Here is a 24,689-nt window from a genome sequence, read left to right as displayed (position 1 = left end):
TTCTTGATTAAAATGTTAAATTAAGTCCGAATAAAAAGTTTCTGGTTGAAGGTGTATTTGTTCCAATAACCAAAAACCTGCGTTGGTATGAATTTACTGCCTGATTTTCATCTCCAAAAGAATTTGTTTCAGGATCCATTCCAGATTTTCTGTTGTAAGGAGAAAAGAATACAAAAGGATTTTGAGCCGTAAAATAAAGTCTCAGTTTTTCGATACCTAAATTTCTCATAAATTCCTGATCTAAAGTATACCCAAGTGTTAAAGCTCTGATTTTTACGTAAGAGGCATCAAAATACCCCATTGTTGACATGTATTTTGGGTTATCCCCGCTTCTAATTCCTCTTGGATTAGGGAATTCAGCGTCTCTGTTTTCCGGTGTCCAATAATCTACATCAACATTACTTCTTCGGCCATTTAAAAGGTTTAAGTAACTATTACCGCCATAAAGTGTACTGATTAATACACCGCCGCTTTTGAATGCTCCAACAGCAGAAAAATCGAAACCTTTATAGGTTAGATTGGTATTGAAACCTCCCTGAAAATCCGGGTCTGTTTCGATTATTTGTCTGTCACTTGCGTTAATAGCTCGTGTAGGTGTACCATCAGGATTAAAATCTCCTGTATATTTAACTTTGATAGATCCTACTACGGTTCCCTGTTGGTTGATACCCGTTGGTCCCGGTTCTAATGTAGACATATACGGATCACCTTCCTGCCATATACCTACTTTTTCGTAATCATAAATAGAATTGATATTATAACCTACAAACCAGGAATTTGACTCGTCTCTTTGTGCTCCCGAAGCCAGTTTTACTAACTTGTTTTGATTGGCATATAAATTAACCCCAACGCTCCAGCTCAACCCTTTTGGATTATCAAGGATAACTCCGTTTAAAGCTATTTCATAACCTTTGTTTTCAGTTTCACCAACATTGCCAACATAACTGCTAACTCCTGCTGTTGCCGGAAGATTTACTCTTTGCAGCAAATCTTTTGTATTTGTTTTATAATATTCGATTGTTCCTGACAAACGATTGTTCAAAAATGCAAAATCCAATCCGTAATTCCATGTGGTTGAATATTCCCATCCTAAATCCGGATTAGGCAATGTTGTAACATATACACCGGTGGAATTTGTTGTTCCAAAATTATATGGCCTTGTACTTAAAGCTCCCAAAGTTTGGTATGGATCTACGGCCTGATTGGATGTTTCTCCGTATCCTGCGCGTAACTTCACTAAATTAACCCATGAAACTTTTTTCATAAAAGATTCATTTGAAATTGTCCATCCTGCAGAAACAGCGGGATATGTTACCCATTTGTTCCCTTTGGCTAATCTTGATGAACCATCTGAACGTATTGTTCCGGAAATAAAATATTTATTGTCGTATGAATACATCGCTCTGGCCATATAAGAACTTAATCCCCATTGCGTGTAATCCTGATTGGCAGGGTTTATTACTGCTTCTTCTTCACTCTGGCCTAAGTTATAAAACTGAAATGCATCCGAAGTAATTCCGTTTCTTGACACTTGAGAAGTATTTCCTGTAAACTGCTCATTCGAATATAATCCAACAAAATTTACAGTATGTTTTTCAGCAAAAGTTTTATCGTATGTGATCAGATTTTCGATAAGCCATTGTGTCGATAATGTATTGCTGATAGAGGCATTAGAAATAGTAGTAGAATTTACATCAAATACTCCTTGTCCTTCATAATAACCGCTGTTAGACAAACGTAAATTTAAACCGGTATTCATACGATATTTCAAGCCTTCGACTCCCGGTATTTTTACCTCGGCAAAAATATTATTATATGAACTAAAAGCTCTGGTTTGGTTTACATACGATTCTCCTAAATTATTAATGGATTCTCTGGTATACACCCAGTTTTCATCTGCTCCCATTCTAACGGTTCTTTTCAGGGATCCATCAGGATTGTAAGGATTGGCTAACGGAGAAGTACCTAAAACTGTTCCTGTACCTATGTTATCTCCGTTAGTAACAGCATAGTTACTATTGGTATTAAATCCCATACGAAAAGCTCCACCTAACTGCTGATCTAAACCTGCTCTAATACTGTAACGCTCGTATTTCTGGCCAGGCAAAACAGATTCTTCTTTATAATAACCCAAACCTGCATTATATGCTCCACGCTCCGTACCCCCGGAAACACTTAAGTCATGACTAACCATTTCACCAGCGCCGTAAAGCGACTTCTGCCAGTCTGTATTGGTATCTCTTGATTCATCAATACCATCTGTATATAAAGTGGAATAATCGCGAAGTGCCGCAAATTTGGCACCATCCATCATATCGTATTTACCAAAAACCTGTTTGATACCACTGAACCCGTTATAAGTAAATGTCGCTTTTTGATTTTTACGTCCTTTATTACTTGTAATTAATATTACCCCGTTTGCACCACGCGAACCATAAATTGCTGTTGCCGATGCATCTTTTAAAACGTCTACAGATTTGATATCTACAGGATTTATATCTCCGATAGAACCTGCAAACGGAACTCCGTCTAAAACGATTAATGGGTCATTACTTCCGGTTAAAGATCTGGTACCACGTATACGAATTTGCATAGCAGCTCCCGGTTTTGTCGAAGTCTGCGTTAAATCTACACCCGCAAGTCTTCCTTGCAGTGCCTGAGTTACGTTGGCAGCCGGTACTTCATTCAATTCGCTTCCTCCAATAGATGCTACAGATCCTGTTACGGCCTCTTTTCTTTGCGTTCCATATCCAATAACAACTACTTCTTTTAGAATACCCGCATCTTCTTCTAGTTTTACACTCACCTGAGTTTGTCCGTTTAAGGCTATTTCTTTGTTTTTTAAACCTATAAAACTAAAAACAAGAATACCATTAGAAGGCGCATCGATAGAATAAGTACCGTCAAAACCGGTACTTACCCCAGTTTTTGTTCCTTTCAAATTTACATTAGCACCAGGAATTGGACCATTGGCATCTGATACGGTTCCGGTAACTTTTGTCTGTGCACCCGAATGGAGCGACAGCGCAAACATTAAGATCAAAAAATAAAAGCATTTTTGATGCTTCAATTTACTTGTAACAAAAAAGTTAGTCATAAAAATTGATTTAGATAGTTAATTTTTTTTTGGTTAGTTAATAAGTGTATTAGTAACAAATATAAAAAAAACAATTAATACACAATCGGTTGTTTATGTTTTTATTTACGAATTACTAAAAAAAGATTGCCATAAAAAACATTCTCTATATTTTTAGTACTAAAAAAATAAATTATTCACATACAATAGACTTGTTTTAAACAAAAATTTAAAAAGTTAAAGACGTTAGTTACTGTTTATTAAAAAAATCATAAAAAAAACAAAAAACCTATTATGCGCAGAAAATGGTCATTATTGAAATATAAGTATTGTTAAAAAGCAGAAAAATACAACTGGTTGCTTAAAAAATAACATAACAAATAAGCGACGTTCTTAAAAATAATTATAAAATTAAACCCAATAAGCAATCGGTTGTTCCTGTATTACAAAAAACCTCCTTTCAAAATTGTATTGAAAGGAGGTTTTTAAGGCTTCTTTATTATAATATTTCACTGTAAAAAACGATACAGTACTCATTATTATAAATTTATAATTTCATCTTTTTGGCATCTTCGATAAATTGGTTTAAACCAATGTCTGTCAAAGGATGTTTCAACAATCCCTTAATCGCAGAAAGCGGTCCTGTCATTACATCTGATCCTACTTTTGCACAGTTTACAATATGCATGGTATGCCTGATGGAGGCTGAAAGTATTTGGGTCTGATAATCATAGTTGTCATAAATTTCTCTGATTTCAGCAATTAAATGCATGCCGTCTGTCGAAATATCATCCAGTCTTCCCAGAAAAGGCGATACATACGTTGCTCCGGCTTTTGCCGCTAACAAAGCTTGCCCTGCCGAGAATACTAAGGTAACATTGGTTCTGATGCCTTTAGAAGAGAAATATTTACAGGCTTTTACACCATCTGCAATCATAGGTAATTTGACCACGATCTGCGGATGCAAAGCTGCCAATTCTTCACCTTCTCTGATCATTCCTTCAAAATCTGTCGAAATTACTTCTGCTGAAACATCGCCATCTACAATAGTACAAATGTCTAAGTAATGTTTTAAAATATTGTCTTTTCCGGTTATGCCTTCTTTAGCCATTAAGGACGGATTCGTCGTAACGCCATCCAGAACGCCTAAGGCCTGAGCTTCTTTAATATCTTCTAAATTAGCGGTATCAATAAAAAATTTCATATTGGTTAATTTAAGTTTATTGGTTAGTAGTAAAGTTTAGTAGTTGAAAACTAAGAATATGCATAATTATCTTTGTCAAAGCTTAAGACTTTTACAAAGATTTCCTGTAGGGTAGTAAGCAAAAATGTGTATCTCGATTTTATTCTTCAAAAAACATTAATAAAAATAACCTATTCCTTATTTTATTAAAATGACTTTGTTTTAAATTTCTGAATTAAAAAAATAGTAACTAACCCTAATCTATTCCAGAATTCATACGTTTAAAATTCAATCACAATCTTAATACACATTCTCATAGTTTTGATCTCAAGAAAAAATAATATCTTTTAAAAAAGGATTAAAGAGATTCACTTTCTATAGCTATCACATCAATATAATAATTTCTTAGTGATGATTTTTGCTTACTCTTTAAAAAAACAAGACCTAACAGGTTTTAAAAACCTGTTAGGTCTTCTTGTGCTAGATATACTGATTAATAATATTTTCAAACAATTCTTGTTTTCCACTTTGAAGATTTAATTCTCCATTTTCATTTGCGATCGCGTACAAATCCTTCAGGTTTAATTTTCCGTCAGCAAAATCTTTTCCTTTTCCGGAATCAAATGAGCTGTATCTTTCTTTTCTCAGTTTTTCGTAAGGAGAAGAAGTAATGATTTTATCAGCCGTCAATAATGCTCTTGCAAAAGTATCAGCTCCGCCAATATGCGCCAGGAAAACATCCTCCAAATCTGTTGAATTTCTTCTGATTTTAGCATCGAAGTTCACTCCTCCGCCTTGTAATCCTCCTGCTTTCAGGAATACCAACATGGCTTCTGTAGTTTCCTGAATGTTGTTCGGGAACTGGTCTGTATCCCAGCCATTTTGATAATCTCCTCTATTGGCATCGATACTTCCTAACATTCCGGCTTTTGCGGCTACTTCTAATTCATGCTGAAAAGTATGCTGTGCCAATGTTGCATGGTTGACTTCGATATTGATTTTGAAATCTTTATCTAAACCGTACTCTTTTAAAAACCCAATGGCTGTTGCCGAGTCAAAATCGTATTGGTGTTTTGAGGGTTCCATTGGTTTTGGCTCAATAAAGAAAGTTCCTTTAAAACCTTGTGATCTTGCGTAATCTCTTGACATCGTCAGGAATTGTGCCATATGGTCTAATTCTCTTCCCATATCAGTGTTTAGCAAAGACATATATCCTTCACGTCCGCCCCAGAACACATAGTTTTCTCCGTCTAAAGCAATTGTCGCATCCAGAGCCAGTTTTACTTGTCCTCCTGCTCTTGCTACTACATTAAAATCAGGATTTGTGGCAGCTCCGTTCATGAATCTTGGGTTGGAGAAACAATTTGAAGTTCCCCAAAGCAATTTAATTCCTGACGCTGCTTTTTTCTCTTTTAAATATTCTGTAATCGTTGCCAAACGTCTTTCTGATTCGGCAAAAGTTGGCCCTTCAGCAATTAAATCATAATCGTGAAAACAGAAATAATCAAAGCCCATTTTGCTGATAAATTCAAAAGCGGCATCGGCTTTATCTTTCGCTGCCTGAATTGGGTCTGAGGATTGATCCCATGCAAATTTTTGTGTTCCCGGACCAAAAGGATCGCTTCCTTGTCCGCAGAAGGTATGCCAGTATGCGATGGCGAATCTAAAGTGTTCGCGCATGGTTTTTCCTGCTACAACCTGATCCGGATTGTAATATTTAAATGCTAATGGATTATCAGAATCCTTTCCTTCAAATTTAATCTGACCAATACCTTTGTAGTATTCTTTATTGCCTAAAACTATCATTTTTTTATTTTTTATGTGTTAATATAAATTCTAATTCTTGTTTCCATTTTTGATACGCCTTCTCGTAGGGTTCTGCATTTTTAAGAGGTAAAAAAGTCATAACGTGATCGTTGGTGGTGATGCTTGAACCAAATTTATTGTAATCACCATCTTTTAAACCTACAGCTCTTGCTGCTCCTACGGCTCCTGTTGTATTGTAAATTTCGATTTCATGCCCAATTAATGTTGCAACCGTATTAGAGAAAATCTCTGAACGAAATAAATTATCATTCCCCGCTCTAATCACATTTATTGTGGCATTATCCTCTTTTAAACATTCCATTCCGTACACAAACGAAAAAGCAATCCCTTCCAGGGCAGCTCTGAACAAATGTGCATTATTATGAATATTTAAATTCAGGTTCAAAAAGTGCGTTCCAATGTTTTTATTATTAAACATACGTTCAGCACCATTTCCAAACGGGATCACCACTACTCCATCTGAACCAACTCCAATTTTCGATGCTTTTCGGTTCATTGATTCATAGGTTTCATCGCCCATATTATTTCGCAGCCATCGATACTGAATTCCGGCTCCGTTGATGTTTAATAATTTACCAATTCGTGGTGTTTCTAATTCGTAATTCACGTGCACGAAATTGTTTACCCTTGTACTTTTTCCTGAAGACATTTCTCCAACTGCATAAAAAACACCCGAAGTTCCGCCTGTTGCAGCCACTTCTCCCGGATTCAATACGTTTAACGATAAGGCATTATTGGGCTGATCTCCCGCTCTGTACACCACCGGAATACCTATTGGCAATCCTGTTTCTTTTGCTCCTTTTTCGTTTAATATACCCTGACTGGTAAAATTTTCTACAATATCAGGCGTTAATGAGGAATCAATCCCGTAATAATCCAACAGCCAGTCAGCTACTTTGTTCTCTTTATAATCCCAAAGCATACCTTCAGACAAACCATTTTTTGTGGTGGTGATTTCTCCCGTCAATTTATAGGCGATATAATCTCCAGGCAGCATGTATTTGTACACCTGATTGTAAATTTCAGGTTCGTTTTCCTTAACCCATTTTAGTTTTGATGCGGTAAAATTTCCCGGAGAATTCAATAAATGCTCCATACATTTTTCCTGTCCTATTTCGGCGAAAGCGGTATTGCCAATTTCAACGGCACGGCTGTCACACCAAATAATAGAATTTCGAAGTGCATTTCCGTCTTTATCTACAATCACCAATCCGTGCATTTGGTATGAAATTCCGATTCCCTGAATTTTTGAAGCTTCGATATTAGCTTCGCGAATGGCTCTTTTGGTTGCCACACAAATGTGCTGCCACCAGATTTCAGGATCCTGTTCTGCCCAATCCGGATGCAATGCCACGATTTCCATTTCGTTTTGCGGTTCGTGCAAAACGATTATTTTTTTTCCTGTTTCGGCTTCGACCAAAGCAACCTTGACCGAAGAACTTCCAATATCATATCCTATATAATACATAACTTATAATGATTCTCTTATTATTAAACTTGTTGGCACATAACACTGAACTACCTCATCGTTCGTGATAAATCCTGCCGCTTTTGTTCCCAATTCCTTGAAATCAGTCGAAATAACTGAAATGCCTTTGTATATAAATTTCTTCATTGGTGTTTCGTTGTAAGACAAAAAACCAACATCTGTTCCGGGCTCTAAATCTTTCTCTTTGCATTGTTCCAGAAAGTGTCCCAGAATTCGATCGCTCACACTGATATATGCAATTCCTTTTTCGATATTGAACTTCTTTGCATCTGTAATAACTTCATATTCAAATTTAAAATCGGTACAAAACCTCTTAAAAAAATCCAGTGTTTCTTTCGGATGATTCGTATAATCCGGATAAATAAACTGTATGTTTTTATACTTTCTAAACAAATCGGCCGCCTCTTCCAAAGCCTTATAAAAAGCTTTCCCGAAATCCTGAAAAACATAATTATTTTGCTTCTTCGTATGAGTATTCCAATCAATGAGCAACAGCTTTTCATTTGCAATTACAGACAAAGTGGGCGACACCTCTTTGTGATCAAAATTCATCACCACATATTTATAATACTTCCCAACGCTATTATTTATGATCGTTTTAAAAACATCAATATTATAATGATGAAACTGTACATCCGTAATCACATTATCTCCCAAATTGTTCACAAACGAATGGTACAAAACCTCTTTATACGCCTTAAAAGTATCCAATACCAAAAGCACTTTTCTGGTTTCGCCCGATACATAATAGCCTTTGTTGGGCACAGAATCAATGCTGTTTTGGTCTTTTAAAATAGAATATGCTTTAAAAACCGTATCTCTCGACAACTGATTCGTTTTGCAAATACTATTTACTGACGGCAGCAAATCTCCTTTCTGCAAAATATTTTCTGCAATGGCATTATTGATTCCATTGACCAATTGCTGGTATTTCGGAATGTCACTTTCGTGATTTATGGTAAAGACAAATCTCTCTATATTTTCGCTTATCATACTGTTCTGTTCTGGTATGCTAATATAAGCAAACATCTTTTATAAAAAAACACCTTTTATAATAAAAATGTTAGCTTTTCTATCTTATTAAAAAAATTATAAAAACATCCCCGGCATTCCCTTTATCGCTCAAAATATCAATTAAACGTTAAATCTAAGTTCATCTTCATCAGTTCTTTAAAAATTAAAATTAAGTTCTCTTTGCGATAGCATTTCTTGCTGTTTTAAATTGATCCTGTAAAATTTAGCAGCCCTGTGCGAAACAGCTTCTTCTTTTTCATTTGAATCATGCACTAAATCCATTTGCAGTATCTTTCTTCGAAAATTAGATTTATTGATTTCTATTCCGAGGATTTCTTCATAAAGATGTATGACTTGTAATAAAGTAAATTTCTCCGGTAATAAATTAAATCCAATGGCACTTTTGCAAATATTCTTTCGCAATTCTTTCAAACTATAATCTAAAATTACTTTGTGTTTATCGCTTAAACCAGCAATTTCGTTAATACCAATCCATGCAACATTCGGGTTAAAACTATCCTTTTCTACGTCTTCTTCGATATCTTTTTTTACCATCGCATAATATCCTATAGAAATGTCTTCCTGAGAGGATGATGGAGACGGATAACCAAAAGCTTTCAATTGTTCGAAAAAGAAATTATCAATACCAATATACTTTTTTAAAATATTTTGTGCGGTACTCGAAATGGTTTCCCCTTCTTTTATGTAATCATTAGCGAGTTCAAAGTTTAAATTTCCCTGACCGTCTTTATGCTTGACCAGCAAGACTTTCAGACTTTCACCTTCAAAATTAAAGATTACACAATCAATTTCTATTGGGCTTCTGCTATATTGGCTGGTACTATTTTTTCCTTTTTCATCTCCCCTTTCCATAGAAAAAAAAATTTTAGCATATTACTATTATCTTCACAATAAACTGAAATCTTAATCGATCACTCTCCTTATACCATAAGGATCTATAGTTACAATTGTACCATCTTCGAGATAATCAATTTTAGTCATTTTCATACTTCTTAAATGCGTTACTCCTTTTGACAAACTTGAATCGTGGTAAAATAGATACCAATCATTATCCACCTTACAAATCGAATGATGTGAAGTCCACCCTACAACAGGATTCAGGATTCGTCCCTGATAGGTAAATGGCCCGTATGGATTATCGCCTGTCGCATAGCAAATAAAATGAGTGTCTCCGGTAGAATACGAGAAGTAATATTTATCATTGTATTTGTGCACCCAGGAAGCTTCAAAAAAACGACGGTCATTATCTCCTGCCAACAAAACCTCTCCTTTTTCATCCAGAATTTTGATTTCTTTTGGTTCTTCGGCAAACTCCAGCATATCCTCTCTCAATAAGGAAACAATGGGACCTAAAGCAGGTTCATTACCCGTTGGTTCCTCATAATCTTCATTGTATTGATTTCCGCGGTATTTTTGAAGCTGTCCGCCCCAAATTCCGCCAAAATAGATATAATGCTTTCCATCTTCATCCTCGAAAACAGCCGGATCAATACTGTAACTTCCTTTTATGGCATCGGGTTCCGGTAAAAAAGGCCCAACCGGAGAATCGCTTACAGCAACACCAATCTGGAAAATCCCGTTGGCACGTTTCGCCGGGAAATACAAATAATACTTTCCATTTTTGCAAGCCGCGTCTGGTGCCCACATTTGTTTTTCTGCCCAGGCAACTTCATCTACATGCAAAGCAACACCATTATCTACCACTTCTGATTGAATATCTTTCATCGAGAATACATGATAATCTTCCATACCAAAATGATCGCCATTATCATTAAATGGAATCCCGGCATCAATATCATGCGAAGGATAAATATAAATATTACCGTTGAATACATGCGCTGATGGATCAGCCGTATAAATATGTGATACTAAAGGTTTCGAAATGGCTAATTTATTAATTTCTTCAAAATTAATTTGTTCAATACTATCTTCAGGCATAGTTGTTTTTAGGTTTATTTTAAATAATTAAGTTCTTCTTTCTTTTAAATCGGTTTCTATTTCTACTTCCATTTTCTTATTGATTTTATAGAAAAATAACAAGACAACCCCAACCAAAAATGGAATAGCAGGAAAAATACTCACCAATAATTTTATTCCATTTATCGCGATATCTGTTTGTGTTGCGGAGTTTGGTACATAATGAAAATATCCTAAAAACAAAGTCGTCAAGGCTCCTCCTATACTCAAACCCGCTTTTAAACCCACCATCATGGCCGAAAATATGATTGCTGTGGCACGACGATTATTTAGCCATTCTGAGTAATCCGCAACATCTGCAATCATTGCCCACAGAATTGGAATTGTGATTCCGTAGAAAAATCCGTGCAGGATTTGGGAGAAAAACATCAAACTGATGGATTGAGGTGGAAAGAAATAAAATGCAAGTACAAACAGGGTCGAAATAAATAAAAACAATCTGAATACATTTCGCTTTCCGTATTTATCAGCAAGGTTTTTAGACAATGTAATTCCGACAATCATAAAGATAATACCACCGGCATTAAACAATCCAAATCCAGCTGACACGGGATCGCTTCCAAAATAATTTAATCCAATATTAGACAAGACTTCTAAAATGGGCTGAATAAAAAGAGCCAACTGTTCTTTATTGACATAGTTTTCAAAATAATACACATACGAACCGCCTTTCATTGCCAGGGTTATAAAAACCAAAGTCGTAAGAGCAAGCATGATCAGCCATGGCGTATTTTTCTTTAAATCGTTTAAATCTTCCTTAATACTTGACTTTTGTTCTGGCTTTGGAATAATACGTTCTTTAGTTGTTAAAAATGTGATTAACAACATGATTGTTCCTATTATAGCCAGTACGGTCATCACTTTTTCGATCCCCACCGCTTTATCTCCGTTTCCGGCACTTTTAATGATACCCAGCATGAAAACCTGAACAAAAAACTGTGCAAACATAACCGCCACAAAACGATACGACGACATACTATTTCGTTCACGCATATCACCTGTAATGACTCCGCTTAAAGCGGAATAAGGCAAATTGTTACCGGCATAAAAAAGCAATAATAAAGTATAAGTGACGATGGCATATATTACTTTTCCGTGATAAGAAAAATCAGGAGTCGTAAAAGCTAATAGCGCAATAAAACCTAAGGGTATTGCAGTAATTAAAATCCAGGGCCTGAACTTTCCCCATTTGGTACTCGTCCTGTCTGCCAAAACACCAATAATAGGGTTAAAAATAAAGGCTGCAATTAATCCCACCACGAGCATTATTATGGAAGAATCGGTTGGCGATAATCCGTAGATATCCGTATAAAAATAAGCCAGATAGGTCATTAGGGTCTGGAAAACTAAATTTGCTGCCAGATCGCCTAAGCTGTATCCGATTTTTTCTTTAATGGATAATTTTTGAGAAATGTAATTCATTATTGGTTTGTGGTTATTTTGGTTAATTTAAAATCAAAAACAACTTTTGATTTTATAATAATAAGAATTTATTTTATCATTTTGCCGGTTCCTTTTATTTGATCTAATGTTTTAAAATAAGCCTTTTCATTTCAAACAATCGGTTGTGTAAAATTAGCTAAAAAAACATATTATGCAAATATACTCTGCTTTATTATTAGAATAATTTTAAAAACAACCGATTGTAAAACAATTCGTAAAAAACAGCTCGTTTTGACCTCGAAAATTATTCTTTTATTTCTTTTAATTGCAGAACACTATTGTATGCTTTTTTAGGCTGCAGTCTGGTATCGAACAATAATGGATAATTTGTACGTCCTTTTATAGGCCAGTCATTCAACCAGGATTGTCCGTCGTGAACTCCCCAAAATGTCACACGGCTGATTTTATCTTTATGCTTTAAGAATAGCTTGAAGATTGAAGCATAACGATCCGCAAGTTTAACCTGAATAGAATCTGGAAGTTTTTCCGGATAAGGATTCATTTTTGCACTTCCTTCAAAATTCTGATTCACATCTGCTCCTTTTAAATCCCATGGATTTGGAAGCACTGTAATATCAAGTTCAGTAATCGCCACTTTAATACCAAGCTCAGAATAGGCCAGAATACTTTTTTCGATTTCATCTAAAGAAGGGCTTGCAAGTCGCCAATGTCCCTGAATACCAACGCCGTCAATTTTTCCGCCTGCTGCTTTTATTTTTTTTATCAACTTAATAGCTCCCTCTCTTTTGGCCGGTTCTTCGATATTATAATCATTATAATACAAATCGACTTTGGGATCTGCAGCAGCAGCTAGTTTAAAAGCATCAACAAGATATCTCTCTCCAAGTGTATTCAAAAAAACAGACTTTCTCAAAGTACCATCTTCGTTTAAAGCTTCGTTAACAACATCCCAGGAATTAATTCTTCCTTTATATTTAGTAACAATTGTAGTGATATGCTCTTTCATGAAAGCTTTCATCTCTGTACTGTCTTTAATTTTTTCCATCCACGGAGCCAATTGACTGTGCCAGATCAGAGTGTGACCATGAATAAACATCTTGTTTTTTTCGCCATAGGCTACAAATTTATCTGCCAGGTTAAAGTCATATTTATTTGGAGCAGGATGTACAAACATCGACTTCATAATGTTTTCTGCTGTTATAGCATTAAATTCTTTTTTGACTAACGAATCTACTTTAGCATCTTTTTCCTCGATTTGATCTGCACTCAAAGCTGTCCCGATATAAAAATCATCTTTATAGCTATCTTTCAAAGAGGCTGTTTTTACTTCTTGTTTTTTCGCATTACAACTGCTTAATAGTATCAGAGACAGCAGCAGTAAATAATAATTAGTAAATTTCATTTTTATGGTTTTAGGTTAATAGTTAGATTTTTTTCTATTCGGCTGACAATTGGGTTAATTTATAAGCAATTCCCATTTCTAAACCTCGTAATTCAGCAAGACCTTTTAATCTTCCCACAAGAGAATATCCAGGATAAGTTTCTTTGGTTTCATCAACCGAATGCAGGAAACCATGATCCGGACGCATGGGTAAACTTACTTTTGTTTTGTTCATTAACAACAGAAGCTTTTCTACAATAACTTCCATCTTAGTATCGCCTTTTAAATGTTCTGACTCCCTGAAAATAGTTTTGCTTTCGCGGAAGGTATTTCTAAGATGCAAAAAGTGAATTCGGTCTCCATAATCCGCTATAATTTTCTCCAGATTATTATCCGGATTCGCTCCTAAAGAACCCGTACAATAACACAAACCATTTAAATTGAATGGAACTGCTTCAAAAATAGCTTTTAGATCATCTTCGGTAGAAACTATCCTTGGCAAGCCCAAAACCGAAAATGGCGGATCATCAGGATGGATCGCCAATTTCGCACCATATTCTGAAGCAATTGGAGCTATTTGTGTTAAAAAATAAATGAGGTTTTCTCTTAGTTTCGCATTATCTATATCAGCATAATCCTGTAATAATGACAGAATTTGTTCTGCCGTAAAATTGATCTTACTTCCCGGTAATCCCAATAATACATTTTTAAAAAGTAATGCTTTCTCTTCTTCCGAAAGTTGGTTGCCAAATTTCAGCGCATTTTCTTTCTCTCTTTCTGAATAATCATTTTCAGCATTTGGTCTTTTTAAAAGATAAACATCAAAATAGGTAAAAGCAACCTGATCGTATAAAAGAGCTTTACTTCCGTCTTCATTAATAAAATTATGATTCGTTCGAACCCAGTCTAAAATGGGCATAAAATTATATGTAATCACTTTAATACCGCAATCTGAAAGATTCTTTATACTCATTTTATAATTCTCTATGTATTGCAAATACTTTCCGGTGGCTCTTTTTATTTCTTCATGGACCGGAAGACTTTCTACGACTGTCCACTCTAATCCGGCTTGTTTTATTACCTGTTGCCTTTCTTTGATCGCTGAAACAGTCCAGATTTCTCCAACCGGAATTTGATGCAAAGCCGTTACAATTCCGGTTGCTCCTGCCTGTTTAATATCCATTAAAGTAACGCTGTCCTGAGGACCAAACCATCGCATTGCTTGCTGCATTTTTATCATGATCGATGATTTAAAATTAGAAACCAATACTGTTTCCGCCATCGACAGGCAAAATAGTTCCGGTTGTATATTTTGATTCGTTTAAAGCGAAATAATAAACGGCATCTGCAATATCAGAGGGTTCTCCCAAAAATCCCATTGGCGTTCTGGAAAGTACTTTATTTTTTCGTTCCGGATCATTATCAAGCGCTGTAGAAGACATTTTTGTTTTGATAAAACCAGGTGCAATACAATTTACACGAACACCAAACGGTGCTAATTCTACTGCCATCGCCCTTGTCATAGATTCTATTGCTCCTTTGCTTGCCGAATATGCAATGACTTTCGGAATCCCATATTGTGATGCCATTGAACTAATGTTTACGATACTTCCTCCTCCATTTACTTTCATGTTTTTTACAACTTCTCTGCTTACTGCAAAAACACTCAAAAGATTGGTATGAATGATCGATAGAAAATCTTCATCAGTTACATCCAGAAATTCTTTTTTTAGATTGATTCCGGCATTATTCACCAAAATATCAATCTGATTATTTTTAGTTATGGTTTCAATCATAGCAGGAATTCCGGCGATATCATTTAGATCATATAGAACCGGAATAGCATTTTCTCCAATTTCCCTACAGGCTTCTTCTGTTTTTTCTTTTGATCTTCCAATGATATACGTCTTGATTCCGTTATCACATAATTTCTTTGCGGTTGCAAAACCCAAACCCGAATTTCCTCCGGTTACAATGGCTGTTTTTGTACTCATTTTATTTTCTTATTATATAATTAATTTCCAGGGGCAAACGGAAATTTTAATGATTTGAAATACTCTAATGTTTGTGTTGGCTTCTCCACTCCTACAGGCAATTCTTTACCTGAATATTGCTGAAAATACAGCAAACAGGCATCACGCCACCATTTTGCTTCTTTATACTGAATTTCTAATAGCATTTGCACTTCTTTAAATCGTTCGCCATCAACATATCTTTCAGTTTTATTCCAGATATTTTGCATTTCCTGAACCTGACTGACACCTTCCTGATATTTTAGAGCCATACCATTCCAGAGTGTCTGACCGTTTTTGAGTTTATAATCCCACGAAACATGATGAAACCATAATAAATCCTGTTCAGGACAAGTTTGGGGATTGTCAAAAACTTTTTCTACTTCTGGTGCATATTGTGCCGTGGCATTTGTTCCGGTTTTTGATCGGTCGAAACCAATTCCGTTTTTATCTGCTTTGTGATAATAAGTGGGATTCCATTCCGGTCTTGATAAATTAGAAACCCACGGGCCCGGGCCATAGTGATGTCCGGTGTCCATAATATGATGCAAACCAAGCGGTGTCATATAATTAACCACCGCTTCACGTGATTGCAGCATCATTTGTTTAACCGGTTTTATAAAATTTTCATCGTTTGAAAATGTAGCTTGTAACCATTCGTCAGCAATAACTTCTGAATCTAAATAGGGATCCCAGGCCAATCTCCCAAAGCCGTACCAATTGGCCTGCGCAAAAGGATGTCCGGTCCAGTTGAGATCATTACCTATGTTCGAAACCCCGGCAATTCCGGTAAGTTTGTGCGGACTTAAAGATCCGTCAATTACTTTGGCAACCGTAGACCCTTTACCCTTTTGATACGTATCTGATGCTAAAACTTCCTGAAACAATTTTGGTAAATAAACCAAATGCGTGCTAAAACCCAAATATTCCTGCGTAATCTGAAACTCCATCATTATTGGCGTTTTTTTCATTGTTCCAAATAATGGATGAAAAGGTTCTCTGGGCTGAAAATCTATCGCTCCGTTTTTTACCTGAACAATTACGTTGTCTTTAAATTTTCCGTCATAAGGCTGAAATTCAGCATAAGCCTGTTTTGCACGATCATTAGCATCATGCTCAGAATATACAAATGCCCTCCACATAATTACGCCACCAAAAGGCGCTACGGCATCGGCCAGCATATTGGCACCGTCGACATGATCCCGGCCATAATTCTGAGGTCCGGGCTGACCTTCTGAATTGGCTTTTACCAAAAATCCTCCAAAATCAGGAATTCTTTTATAGATTTCTTTTGCTTTATCTTTCCACCAATTGGCAACTGCCACATCTTTTGGATCGGCTGTTTTTAAACCTCCAATTTCTATTGGTGCTGAAAATCTTGCGGTTAAATATACTTTTATTCCGTAAGGCCGAAATACATTCGCCAACGCTTCCACTTTTTCTAAATATTGTGGCGTTAGGATCAAAGCATTTGCATTTACATTCGTCAAAACCGTTCCGTTTATTCCTATTGAAGCATTTGCACGGGCGTAATCAATATATCGCTGATCGATAAAATCAGGTAGTTTTTGCCAATTCCACAAGGAGAATCCGGCGTAACCGCGTTCTACTGTTCTGTCTAAATTATCCCAATGGTTTAAGATTCTGATATTCGTTTTTGGCGAGTCAACAATTTTTAAACTTGTGACCGATTTATTCGTTTGTATTAATCTTAAAAAACTATAAACACCATATAAAACAGCTACATCATTTTTACCAGTAATGACAATCTGTTTTTTATTTTTTAATGAAATGGATTTAATGATAAAACCTTCGTTGTTTATTTTATCGAAATCAGATGCAAGCACTTTTTTCAAATCAGCATCTAAGGCAGTTTGAGAACCCACAATTAAATTATTTGCTCCACTGATTGCTGATCGAATTTCCGGTTTATATCCGAGCATACCCGATATTCCCTTTTCTAATTCAGTTATAGAAATAGTCGAAGTTTGAGAACGTCCCAAAGAAACAATTCCCTGAAGATTGTTTTTGTATTCTAAAGCAATTGAAGCGTTTTGTATCGTATCGTATTGAAGCCATAATTTATAATCCTTTTGTGCTGATGCAGTCCAGGAAATCATAAAAAATAGTGCTACTAATCTTAAAAAAGTCTTTTTTAGGCTGGTCATTTAATTTTATCTTTTTTTGCATTCAATTTTAAACATAAATCACTTATTCCTATTTAAAACAAACCTATCAGTAGAAAAAATACTAAAAAAATATGTTATTAAAAATATTACAAGAATCGCAATCGGTTGTGCTAAAATACAAAAATTATACAATAAAAAAATAAAAAAATATTTTACTTACTGCTTTGGCATATTAAATCATCCTTCAATATTTAGATCATTGGGATATTTGGCAAAAAAAAACCTGCTAATATAAATTATATTAACAGGTTTTTTTTAGATATAAAAATGCTGCTTAAATTTTCCTTGAGGACTCACGAATTAATACTTGCGTATTCAAAAAAGTAATTTCTTTTGCATCCTCGTCCTCATCTTTGACAGATTTTAGATTTTTAATAATTAACTCGGCAGCAGCCTTACCCATTTTCTCCGCAGGATGGGTTATAGTCGAAATGTTAGGTTCAATTATTTCTGAGATTGGGTCATTGTTAAATCCTATAACTGCAAACTCTTCGGGTACTTTAATACCTCTTTTTTTAGCCGTCTGAACAGCACTTACCGCCAGAATATCTCCAGGAGCAAACAGGCCATCCGGCGCTTCTTTCAGATCAAATAAATGATTACAGGCCTTTACCCCTTCTTCATAGGTCATTTGTTTTAAGCTGATGATTAGATTCTCATCAATAGGCAAATCATGCTCTAGTAAGGCATCAATATAACCTCTTTTTCTTTCATTATAAAGAGTGCCAAATTCTGACCCGGCAGTTAAGTGGGCTATTCTCTTGCATCCTTGTTCTATTAAATGTTTAGTTGCCTTGTAACCGGCCAGGTGATTATTAATTACAACCCGAAAAGTGTCATAATCCCTGGGAACCCTGTCAACAAATACAAGCGGAATATTATTATTGGAAAACTGCTTAAAATGGGAAGTATCTTTTGTCTCCATTGCCAGAGAACAGATAACCCCGCTTACACGGTTACTATATAAGGATTTAGCCAGATCTACTTCGACCTCATAAGAGTCATGCGACTGCATAATAATAACCGAATATTCTGATTTACGGGCTGCAATCTCGATACCGCTGATTAGAGAGGATAAAAAAGGCTGTGTAACTGTTGGGATTAAAATACCGATAGTTTTAGACTTATTACCACGCAAACCAGCCGCTAAAGTATTAGGAACAAACCCCATTTCTCTGGCAGTCTGCTTTACTTTTTTTATTGTCTTATCACTTAGACTATGGTGATCTTTTAAAGCTCTTGAAATTGTTGATGTAGCAAGATTCAGTTTCTTGGCAATATCATAAATCGTTACATGCTTGTGCTCTTCCATAAATTAAAATACTATAATTAGTAAATGTAATTATTTTAGTGATATAATAGAAGATTCTTTAAAAATTAAGCCTATTGCATCACTTGCACCATAAATATTTTGATACACCGAAATCTTCTTTAATTATTTTTGAAACATTATTTTTTACTTTCAGAAAAATAGTATTTCTTTACACAATCGGTTGTTTTTAAATTATAGAAATAAATCAAATTCAGTACTTTAATAATCACTAAAGAAAAAGCAAATGGTACCCAAAAAAATTACTTACATAATCGCGCTGATCATAACTTCTTATTGTTATGGACAAGAAAAAACAGCAAATTTTTTATTTCAGAACCCTAAATTAACTTTTGAAGAACGGGTAAATGATCTTGTAAAACATTTAACACTGGAAGAAAAGGTTTCTCAGATGCTGAATTCTTCCCCTGCAATTTCGAGGCTTGGAATACCAGCTTATGACTGGTGGAATGAAACATTACATGGTGTAGCACGGACTCCTTTTAAAACCACTGTTTATCCTCAGGCAATTGCGATGGCGGCAACATTTGATAGAAATTCTCTTTACAAAATGGCTGATTATTCAGCACTGGAAGGAAGAGCAATTTACAACAAGGCCGTTAAGCTAAACCGGACAAACGAGCGTTATCTGGGATTAACATACTGGACACCCAACATTAATATTTTTCGTGACCCACGTTGGGGACGCGGACAGGAAACATACGGTGAGGATCCTTATCTGACAAGTATGTTAGGTGATTCATTTGTGAAGGGGCTTCAGGGAGATGATCCCAAATATTTAAAAGCTGCTGCTTGTGCAAAACACTATGCCGTACATAGCGGACCCGAATCTTTGCGTCATACCTTTGATGTTGATGTAACTCCTTATGAACTGTGGGATACCTATCTTCCTGCATTTCAAAAATTAGTGACCGAGTCAAAAGTGGCCGGAGTTATGTGCGCTTACAATGCTTTTAGAACACAGCCTTGTTGTGCCAGTGACATCCTTATGACGGATATTCTTCGTAACCAATGGAAGTTTGATGGCTATGTAACCTCAGACTGCTGGGCAATTGACGACTTTTTTAAGAATCATAAAACGCATCCCGATGCAGAATCAGCTTCAGCCGATGCTGTTTTTCATGGTACAGATATTGACTGTGGCACAGATGCTTATAAAGCTCTGGTTCAGGCTGTAAAAAACGGAAAAATAAGTGAAGACCAAATTGATATTTCTGTAAAACGCCTTTTTATGATCCGTTTCAGACTTGGAATGTTTGATCCTGCTTCAATGGTACAATATGCCCAAACTCCGGATTCTGTTCTCGAAAGCACTGAACATAGCAATCACGCCTTAAAAATGGCCAGACAATCAATAGTCCTGCTGAAAAATGAAAAAAACATCCTGCCATTGAGTAAAAAGTTAAAAAAGATTGTGGTTCTGGGGCCTAATGCAGATAATTCAATTTCTATTTTAGGGAATTATAACGGAACTCCAAGTAAATTGACAACTGTTTTACAAGGGATTAAAGAAAAACTGGGTAAAAACACAGAAGTCATTTATGAAAAAGCCATTAATTTTACTAATGACACTTTATTAGTATATAAAGATCTTAAAAATCAATATTCTTACGAAGGAAAGCAAGGTTTTAAAGCACAATATTATGACAATGTTGATTTGTCTGGAAATCCGGCCGCGTTAAGAACAGAATCAGAAATAAATAACTTTTGGCAGGAAGGCGAAACTGTCTTTAATACTATTAAAGCAAACCATTTTTCTGCCCGTTATACCACTGATTTTAAGGCCGAACATGATGGTTCCGTTACTTTTGAAGTCAATGCTGATGATGGATATCGTTTTTTAATCGATGGGAAAGAAGTAATAAACGCATGGAAAAAAAACAGATGGGGAGAAAAAACATTTAAATTAATGACCAAAAAGGATACGGTTTATCATTTAGTTTTAGAATACTGGCAGGGAGAAGGAAAAGCAAACGTAGCGTTAAATGCCGGAAATTTTGAAAAAACTAATTTTATAACCTTAGTAGATCGTAATAAAGATGCAGACGCCTTTATTTTTGTGGGCGGAATATCTCCGCAGCTTGAAGGAGAAGAAATGCCTGTGAACTTTCCCGGATTCTCGGGAGGCGACCGCACCTCTATCCTGCTCCCGGAAGTACAAACCCAATTGATGAAAGCGCTAAAAACATCAGGAAAAACAGTTGTTTTTGTTATGATGACCGGCAGTGCAATTGCCGTTCCATGGGAAGCAGAAAATATTCCTGCCGTACTTAATGCATGGTACGGAGGTCAGGCAGCAGGAACTGCAGTTGCTGATATTCTTTTTGGAGATTATAATCCTGCCGGAAGGTTGCCTGTCACTTTTTACAGTAGCGATTCAGACTTACCGGCTTTTGTTGATTACAACATGGATAACAAAACGTATCGTTATTTCAAGGGAAGTCCTCTTTACGGTTTCGGGTATGGTCTGAGCTACACTTCATTCAAATATGATCAATTGAATATTTCTTCGAAAATAAAAAGAAATGAAAATATTTCAGTCTCTGTAAGAATCACCAATACCGGTAAAACTGAAGGTGAAGAAGTCGCCCAATTATACGTAATAAACCAAAATTCAGCTGTAAAAGCACCAATAAAAACGTTAAAAGGATTTGAAAGGCTTAACCTAAAATCAGGCGAAAGCAAAACAATCACCTTTAATCTTTCTTCTAAGGACCTGTCGTATGTTACTGCCGAAGGAAATTTGAAACAATATGACGGGAAAGTTAAACTTGCTGTTGGGGGTTCTCAGCCAGATGAAAAAAATGAAACAAAAAGTAATATCGTTTCTAAAATAATTCAGATCGGAAAATGATAAGGCTAACTTGAATTAAAAATACAAAGCAAATCAGTAAATTAGTAAAAATAAAACCGGTTAAAACCTGTTTCGAACTATATTGGTGAGAAATCTGGAATGCTTCTTTTAGACCATTTCGTCGATACAAGTTAGATTGCAAGGATAATCAAAGCCAACAAACACTTTTTCCATCATCGCAAAGGGACAGGAAGAATTTACAAAACTGGGCATACCCTTTCACAAATAAAATCAAAAAATTATGAGCATCATTAACGACTACGATAATTTCTTTCTGCCTGTCGACAATCTTGACGTGGCAAAGGAGTTCTATAAAAACAAGCTTGGGCTTGGTATCAAGTTTGACTTTGCTGATAAAGGTATGACTGCTTTTAAAGTTGGCAGTAATGAACCTGCAATTATTGTCACCACTATCCAAAATGCGAAACCAGCAATTTGGTTCACCGTTGACAATGTTAAAGATGCTTACGAAGACCTAAAACAAAAAGGAATTGAGTTTTTAAGTGAGCCGTTCGAGATTACGACCGGACTTTCTGTTGAGTTCAAAGACCCGTTCGGAAATAAATTGGGATTGACAGATTATTCTAAAATATCTAAATAGAAGATTCAACCTTAGTTTTCAAAATAAAATTTCAACAATTTCCATAACAAAAGGTAACCACAGAATATAGTGCTACCATTTAAATATCGAATAATGAAAAAAAATAGTCTCTTGATATTTGTTGGATTAATTCCTGTCATCGTTTTTAGTCAAAAAATCACAAAAGTGTGGGAGTCGGATTCCTTGTTTCTTAAACCAGAATCGGCACTTTATGATCCTCCGAAAAAGATTATCTACATTTCAAATATCAATGGTGAATACCTTGCTAAAGATGGAAATGGATTTATTTCGAGAATTAAAACAAATGGAGAAATAGAGCTACTGAAATGGGTCGATGGATTAGATAACCCACAAGGCATGGGCTTATATAAAAACAAATTGTACGTTGCAGACATTAACAGAGTGATTCAGATAAATACCAATACCGCTAAAATAGAAAAAATATACAAAGTTGATTCTGCCAAATTCTTGAATGACATAGCATCCGATACCAACGGAGATATTTACATTTCTGATTGTTTTGATAATAAGATTTATAAAATATCAAATGGGAAAATAAAAGTATGGCTTAACTCTGATATTCTTTCTAAGCCAAACGGATTATGGTGTACAAAAGATGATGTTTTAGTGCTGAATATGAAAAACCAAACCGCTTTTGCTATAAACAAACGGACTAAAAAGTCTCATGAAATTTTTAATGGCATTGCTAATTTAGATGGTATTGTTAGTGACGGCGAAAACGGATATATAGTTTCCGGAGCCTGGCAAGGACAGCTTTTTCATATCGATTCAGAAGGGAATAAAAAACTAATTATGGATTTAAGCAAAGAAAAAATCATTACTGCCGACATTGAATATATTGCAAATGAAAACTTATTGATAGTACCCACTTTAAATAAAACAGTAATTGGATATCAATTGACTAAATAATATACATTTTAAAATGCTAAATTATACTTTAAAAAATAATTTTTTAAAAAGAATAATTCCAATTCTATAATCTCAAGCATCTAATAATGAGCATAAAGTGTATGAAAAATCCAGAATGTGCGACTGATTCACAGGCAAGGACTTTCTCCTCGTAGAATGCTGTCTTTTTTGCCACAAAAACTTAAGGCAGGCAAGGTGCTTATTATTTCGATTTAGACCTTTTTCAGTTTTTTAGCAAAATCGTGGCAAAGTGGTTTTTAAAAATTGATCAATACTGTATCTACAAGAGTGAAAAACATTGATTTAAAATACATTAAACGGCTGTTTATTTAGTTTTTTTTCTATCTAGTACCAAATCAATGGAGATAAACGGATAGAGATTATTATCATTATTGGAAGGCAAGACTTTTAAAGCAGTTCAATTTAGTTTTTCGTAATAACAATAAACGAGTTAAAGTATTAATAAAAATATTTTAACTCCTTTTTTTGTGGATTGCTGGATGTTTCTTGTTTATGAATTTTTAAGCTTTTTAGTTAAAAGAAGATTATCCGCAGCTTTTATTACGATAGCAATTTCAACTAATTTAACTAAAAGTTTTTTTTAACATTTGGGTTGCTTTTCTTAACTAGAATTATACATTTGCCTAATAAGAAACCCATACGAACCGATAACGTTTTTAAGCCAATTATGAATCAATTGAATCATTACGTACGCCATAGCACTCCCGAGGAAGCTGCTACACTTTTATACGTGTTCAACAGTGTTTATCCTATTAGTGCGGGTTCTCAAAAATTTCTTATCGAAAACACCTATCCACTTGAGCTAAGAAAAGGCCGAAAATTGCATAAGGCGGGAGAGATTTGCGATATGATTTATTTTGTGAATAAAGGGGCTATTCGGGGTTATGTACAAGATTCTAATAGAGAAATTACAACCTGGATTACAGTAGAAAATGAGTTGGTAGCCTCAATTCATAGTTTCATATTACAAATTCCAAGTTACGAAAATATGGAAGCCATTGAAAATTCGTCCCTTCTGGGTATGAAGCACTCAGACTTACAGCATTTGTACGATATTGAACCCGAATTTAATATAACGGCTCGACGTTTTTACGAAAAATACTATTCTGATGCCGAAATTAGAGCTTTAATGGGAAGATTAAGTAAAGCCGAAACAAAATACGAATATTTTCTAAAAACGTATAAACATCTTTCAACACGCATTCCTTTAAAGTATATTGCTTCCTTTTTAGGTATTAATCTCGAAACCCTGAGTCGGGTTCGTAGCCAAATTCGTAACACATCTGAAAAATAATGTTTGACAATTGTCAAATAATTGCATTCCTGTTTTTTATTCTTTATTTTTCGCATACACTATCAAAACATTGAAAATCAAATTAT

17 protein-coding genes are annotated in these 24,689 nt (G+C 35.2%); 4 read left to right on the top strand and 13 right to left on the bottom strand.

Features of this window, described 5'->3' with window-relative positions:
* Nucleotides 1–7 precede the first annotated feature (7 nt).
* The 13 genes from ACHRWY_RS12955 to ACHRWY_RS12895 form a co-directional block, all read right to left on the bottom strand.
* Entirely contained in the window at nucleotides 8–3,097 is a 3,090-nt protein-coding gene (locus tag ACHRWY_RS12955; RefSeq protein WP_395355135.1) for a SusC/RagA family TonB-linked outer membrane protein, read from the bottom strand.
* A gap of 526 nt (nucleotides 3,098–3,623) precedes the next feature.
* Entirely contained in the window at nucleotides 3,624–4,280 is a 657-nt protein-coding gene (gene fsa / locus ACHRWY_RS12950) for a fructose-6-phosphate aldolase (protein ID WP_395355133.1), read from the bottom strand.
* Between the two features lie 459 nt (nucleotides 4,281–4,739).
* On the bottom strand, nucleotides 4,740–6,065 hold the full coding sequence (gene xylA / locus ACHRWY_RS12945; RefSeq protein ID WP_395355131.1) for a xylose isomerase: 1,326 nt from the start codon (nucleotides 6,063–6,065) through the stop codon (nucleotides 4,740–4,742).
* Nucleotides 6,066–6,069: 4 nt separating this feature from the next.
* On the bottom strand, nucleotides 6,070–7,554 hold the full coding sequence (locus ACHRWY_RS12940) for a xylulokinase (protein WP_395355130.1): 1,485 nt from the start codon (nucleotides 7,552–7,554) through the stop codon (nucleotides 6,070–6,072).
* Between the two features lie 3 nt (nucleotides 7,555–7,557).
* The gene (locus ACHRWY_RS12935) at nucleotides 7,558–8,568 is read right to left on the bottom strand and encodes a GntR family transcriptional regulator (RefSeq protein ID WP_395355129.1); all 1,011 of its coding nucleotides are present in this window, start codon (nucleotides 8,566–8,568) and stop codon (nucleotides 7,558–7,560) included.
* Nucleotides 8,569–8,745: 177 nt separating this feature from the next.
* Nucleotides 8,746–9,462 (bottom strand): NrtR DNA-binding winged helix domain-containing protein, encoded by a 717-nt coding sequence (locus ACHRWY_RS12930; protein WP_395355128.1) that lies wholly within the window; start codon nucleotides 9,460–9,462, stop codon nucleotides 8,746–8,748.
* Nucleotides 9,463–9,513: 51 nt separating this feature from the next.
* Nucleotides 9,514–10,548, bottom strand: a complete 1,035-nt coding sequence (locus ACHRWY_RS12925) for a glycoside hydrolase family 43 protein (RefSeq protein ID WP_395355126.1) — start codon at nucleotides 10,546–10,548, stop codon at nucleotides 9,514–9,516.
* Nucleotides 10,549–10,575: 27 nt separating this feature from the next.
* Entirely contained in the window at nucleotides 10,576–12,009 is a 1,434-nt protein-coding gene (locus ACHRWY_RS12920; RefSeq protein ID WP_395355124.1) for an MFS transporter, read from the bottom strand.
* A 265-nt stretch (nucleotides 12,010–12,274) separates the two neighbouring features.
* Complete coding sequence (locus ACHRWY_RS12915; protein ID WP_395355123.1) at nucleotides 12,275–13,393, bottom strand: endo-1,4-beta-xylanase; 1,119 nt, start codon at nucleotides 13,391–13,393, stop codon at nucleotides 12,275–12,277.
* A gap of 34 nt (nucleotides 13,394–13,427) precedes the next feature.
* Nucleotides 13,428–14,603, bottom strand: coding sequence for a mannonate dehydratase (gene uxuA / locus ACHRWY_RS12910; protein ID WP_395355368.1), 1,176 nt, complete (start codon nucleotides 14,601–14,603; stop codon nucleotides 13,428–13,430).
* 25 nt (nucleotides 14,604–14,628) lie between these two features.
* A complete protein-coding gene (locus ACHRWY_RS12905; protein ID WP_395355121.1) occupies nucleotides 14,629–15,366 on the bottom strand; it encodes an SDR family NAD(P)-dependent oxidoreductase in 738 nt (245 codons plus the stop codon).
* Nucleotides 15,367–15,386: 20 nt separating this feature from the next.
* A complete protein-coding gene (locus ACHRWY_RS12900; RefSeq protein WP_395355119.1) occupies nucleotides 15,387–17,552 on the bottom strand; it encodes an alpha-glucuronidase family glycosyl hydrolase in 2,166 nt (721 codons plus the stop codon).
* Between the two features lie 295 nt (nucleotides 17,553–17,847).
* Nucleotides 17,848–18,885, bottom strand: a complete 1,038-nt coding sequence (locus ACHRWY_RS12895; protein WP_395355117.1) for a LacI family DNA-binding transcriptional regulator — start codon at nucleotides 18,883–18,885, stop codon at nucleotides 17,848–17,850.
* Between the two features lie 244 nt (nucleotides 18,886–19,129).
* Between ACHRWY_RS12895 and ACHRWY_RS12890 the strand changes: the two genes are divergently transcribed.
* The 4 genes from ACHRWY_RS12890 to ACHRWY_RS12875 all read left to right on the top strand — a co-directional run bounded on the left by ACHRWY_RS12890 (nucleotide 19,130) and on the right by ACHRWY_RS12875 (nucleotide 24,603).
* A complete protein-coding gene (locus tag ACHRWY_RS12890) occupies nucleotides 19,130–21,757 on the top strand; it encodes a glycoside hydrolase family 3 C-terminal domain-containing protein (protein WP_395355115.1) in 2,628 nt (875 codons plus the stop codon).
* 241 nt (nucleotides 21,758–21,998) lie between these two features.
* Nucleotides 21,999–22,358 carry a VOC family protein gene (locus tag ACHRWY_RS12885; protein ID WP_395355113.1) on the top strand — a complete coding sequence of 120 codons (360 nt, stop codon included), beginning with the start codon at nucleotides 21,999–22,001 and terminating at the stop codon, nucleotides 22,356–22,358.
* 93 nt (nucleotides 22,359–22,451) lie between these two features.
* Nucleotides 22,452–23,288: a hypothetical protein gene (locus tag ACHRWY_RS12880; protein ID WP_395355111.1), complete on the top strand. Its 837-nt coding sequence runs from the start codon at nucleotides 22,452–22,454 to the stop codon at nucleotides 23,286–23,288.
* Nucleotides 23,289–23,976: 688 nt separating this feature from the next.
* Complete coding sequence (locus tag ACHRWY_RS12875; protein ID WP_395355109.1) at nucleotides 23,977–24,603, top strand: Crp/Fnr family transcriptional regulator; 627 nt, start codon at nucleotides 23,977–23,979, stop codon at nucleotides 24,601–24,603.
* Nucleotides 24,604–24,689: the final 86 nt, after the last annotated feature.

The sequence above is a fragment of the Flavobacterium sp. FlaQc-48 genome, from assembly GCF_044007335.1.
Lineage (GTDB): Bacteria > Bacteroidota > Bacteroidia > Flavobacteriales > Flavobacteriaceae > Flavobacterium.
Note: the sequence above shows the minus strand (reverse complement) of the source record. Positions and strands in the feature narration are given on the sequence as shown.

Excerpts from the sequence above, each read along its gene's own strand:
- ACHRWY_RS12895 (WP_395355117.1), bottom strand. The coding sequence starts at position 18,885 with ATGGAAGAGCACAAGCATGTAACGATTTATGATATTGCCAAGAAACTG.
- ACHRWY_RS12915 (WP_395355123.1), bottom strand. The coding sequence starts at position 13,393 with ATGAAATTTACTAATTATTATTTACTGCTGCTGTCTCTGATACTATTA.
- xylA (WP_395355131.1), bottom strand. The coding sequence starts at position 6,065 with ATGATAGTTTTAGGCAATAAAGAATACTACAAAGGTATTGGTCAGATT.
- ACHRWY_RS12920 (WP_395355124.1), bottom strand. The coding sequence starts at position 12,009 with ATGAATTACATTTCTCAAAAATTATCCATTAAAGAAAAAATCGGATAC.
- ACHRWY_RS12935 (WP_395355129.1), bottom strand. The coding sequence starts at position 8,568 with ATGATAAGCGAAAATATAGAGAGATTTGTCTTTACCATAAATCACGAA.
- ACHRWY_RS12930 (WP_395355128.1), bottom strand. The coding sequence starts at position 9,462 with ATGGAAAGGGGAGATGAAAAAGGAAAAAATAGTACCAGCCAATATAGC.
- ACHRWY_RS12955 (WP_395355135.1), bottom strand. The coding sequence starts at position 3,097 with ATGACTAACTTTTTTGTTACAAGTAAATTGAAGCATCAAAAATGCTTT.
- ACHRWY_RS12900 (WP_395355119.1), bottom strand. The coding sequence starts at position 17,552 with ATGACCAGCCTAAAAAAGACTTTTTTAAGATTAGTAGCACTATTTTTT.
- ACHRWY_RS12925 (WP_395355126.1), bottom strand. The coding sequence starts at position 10,548 with ATGCCTGAAGATAGTATTGAACAAATTAATTTTGAAGAAATTAATAAA.
- ACHRWY_RS12880 (WP_395355111.1), top strand. The coding sequence starts at position 22,452 with ATGAAAAAAAATAGTCTCTTGATATTTGTTGGATTAATTCCTGTCATC.
- ACHRWY_RS12940 (WP_395355130.1), bottom strand. The coding sequence starts at position 7,554 with ATGTATTATATAGGATATGATATTGGAAGTTCTTCGGTCAAGGTTGCT.
- ACHRWY_RS12905 (WP_395355121.1), bottom strand. The coding sequence starts at position 15,366 with ATGAGTACAAAAACAGCCATTGTAACCGGAGGAAATTCGGGTTTGGGT.
- ACHRWY_RS12875 (WP_395355109.1), top strand. The coding sequence starts at position 23,977 with ATGAATCAATTGAATCATTACGTACGCCATAGCACTCCCGAGGAAGCT.
- ACHRWY_RS12890 (WP_395355115.1), top strand. The coding sequence starts at position 19,130 with ATGGTACCCAAAAAAATTACTTACATAATCGCGCTGATCATAACTTCT.
- ACHRWY_RS12885 (WP_395355113.1), top strand. The coding sequence starts at position 21,999 with ATGAGCATCATTAACGACTACGATAATTTCTTTCTGCCTGTCGACAAT.
- fsa (WP_395355133.1), bottom strand. The coding sequence starts at position 4,280 with ATGAAATTTTTTATTGATACCGCTAATTTAGAAGATATTAAAGAAGCT.
- uxuA (WP_395355368.1), bottom strand. The coding sequence starts at position 14,603 with ATGCAGCAAGCAATGCGATGGTTTGGTCCTCAGGACAGCGTTACTTTA.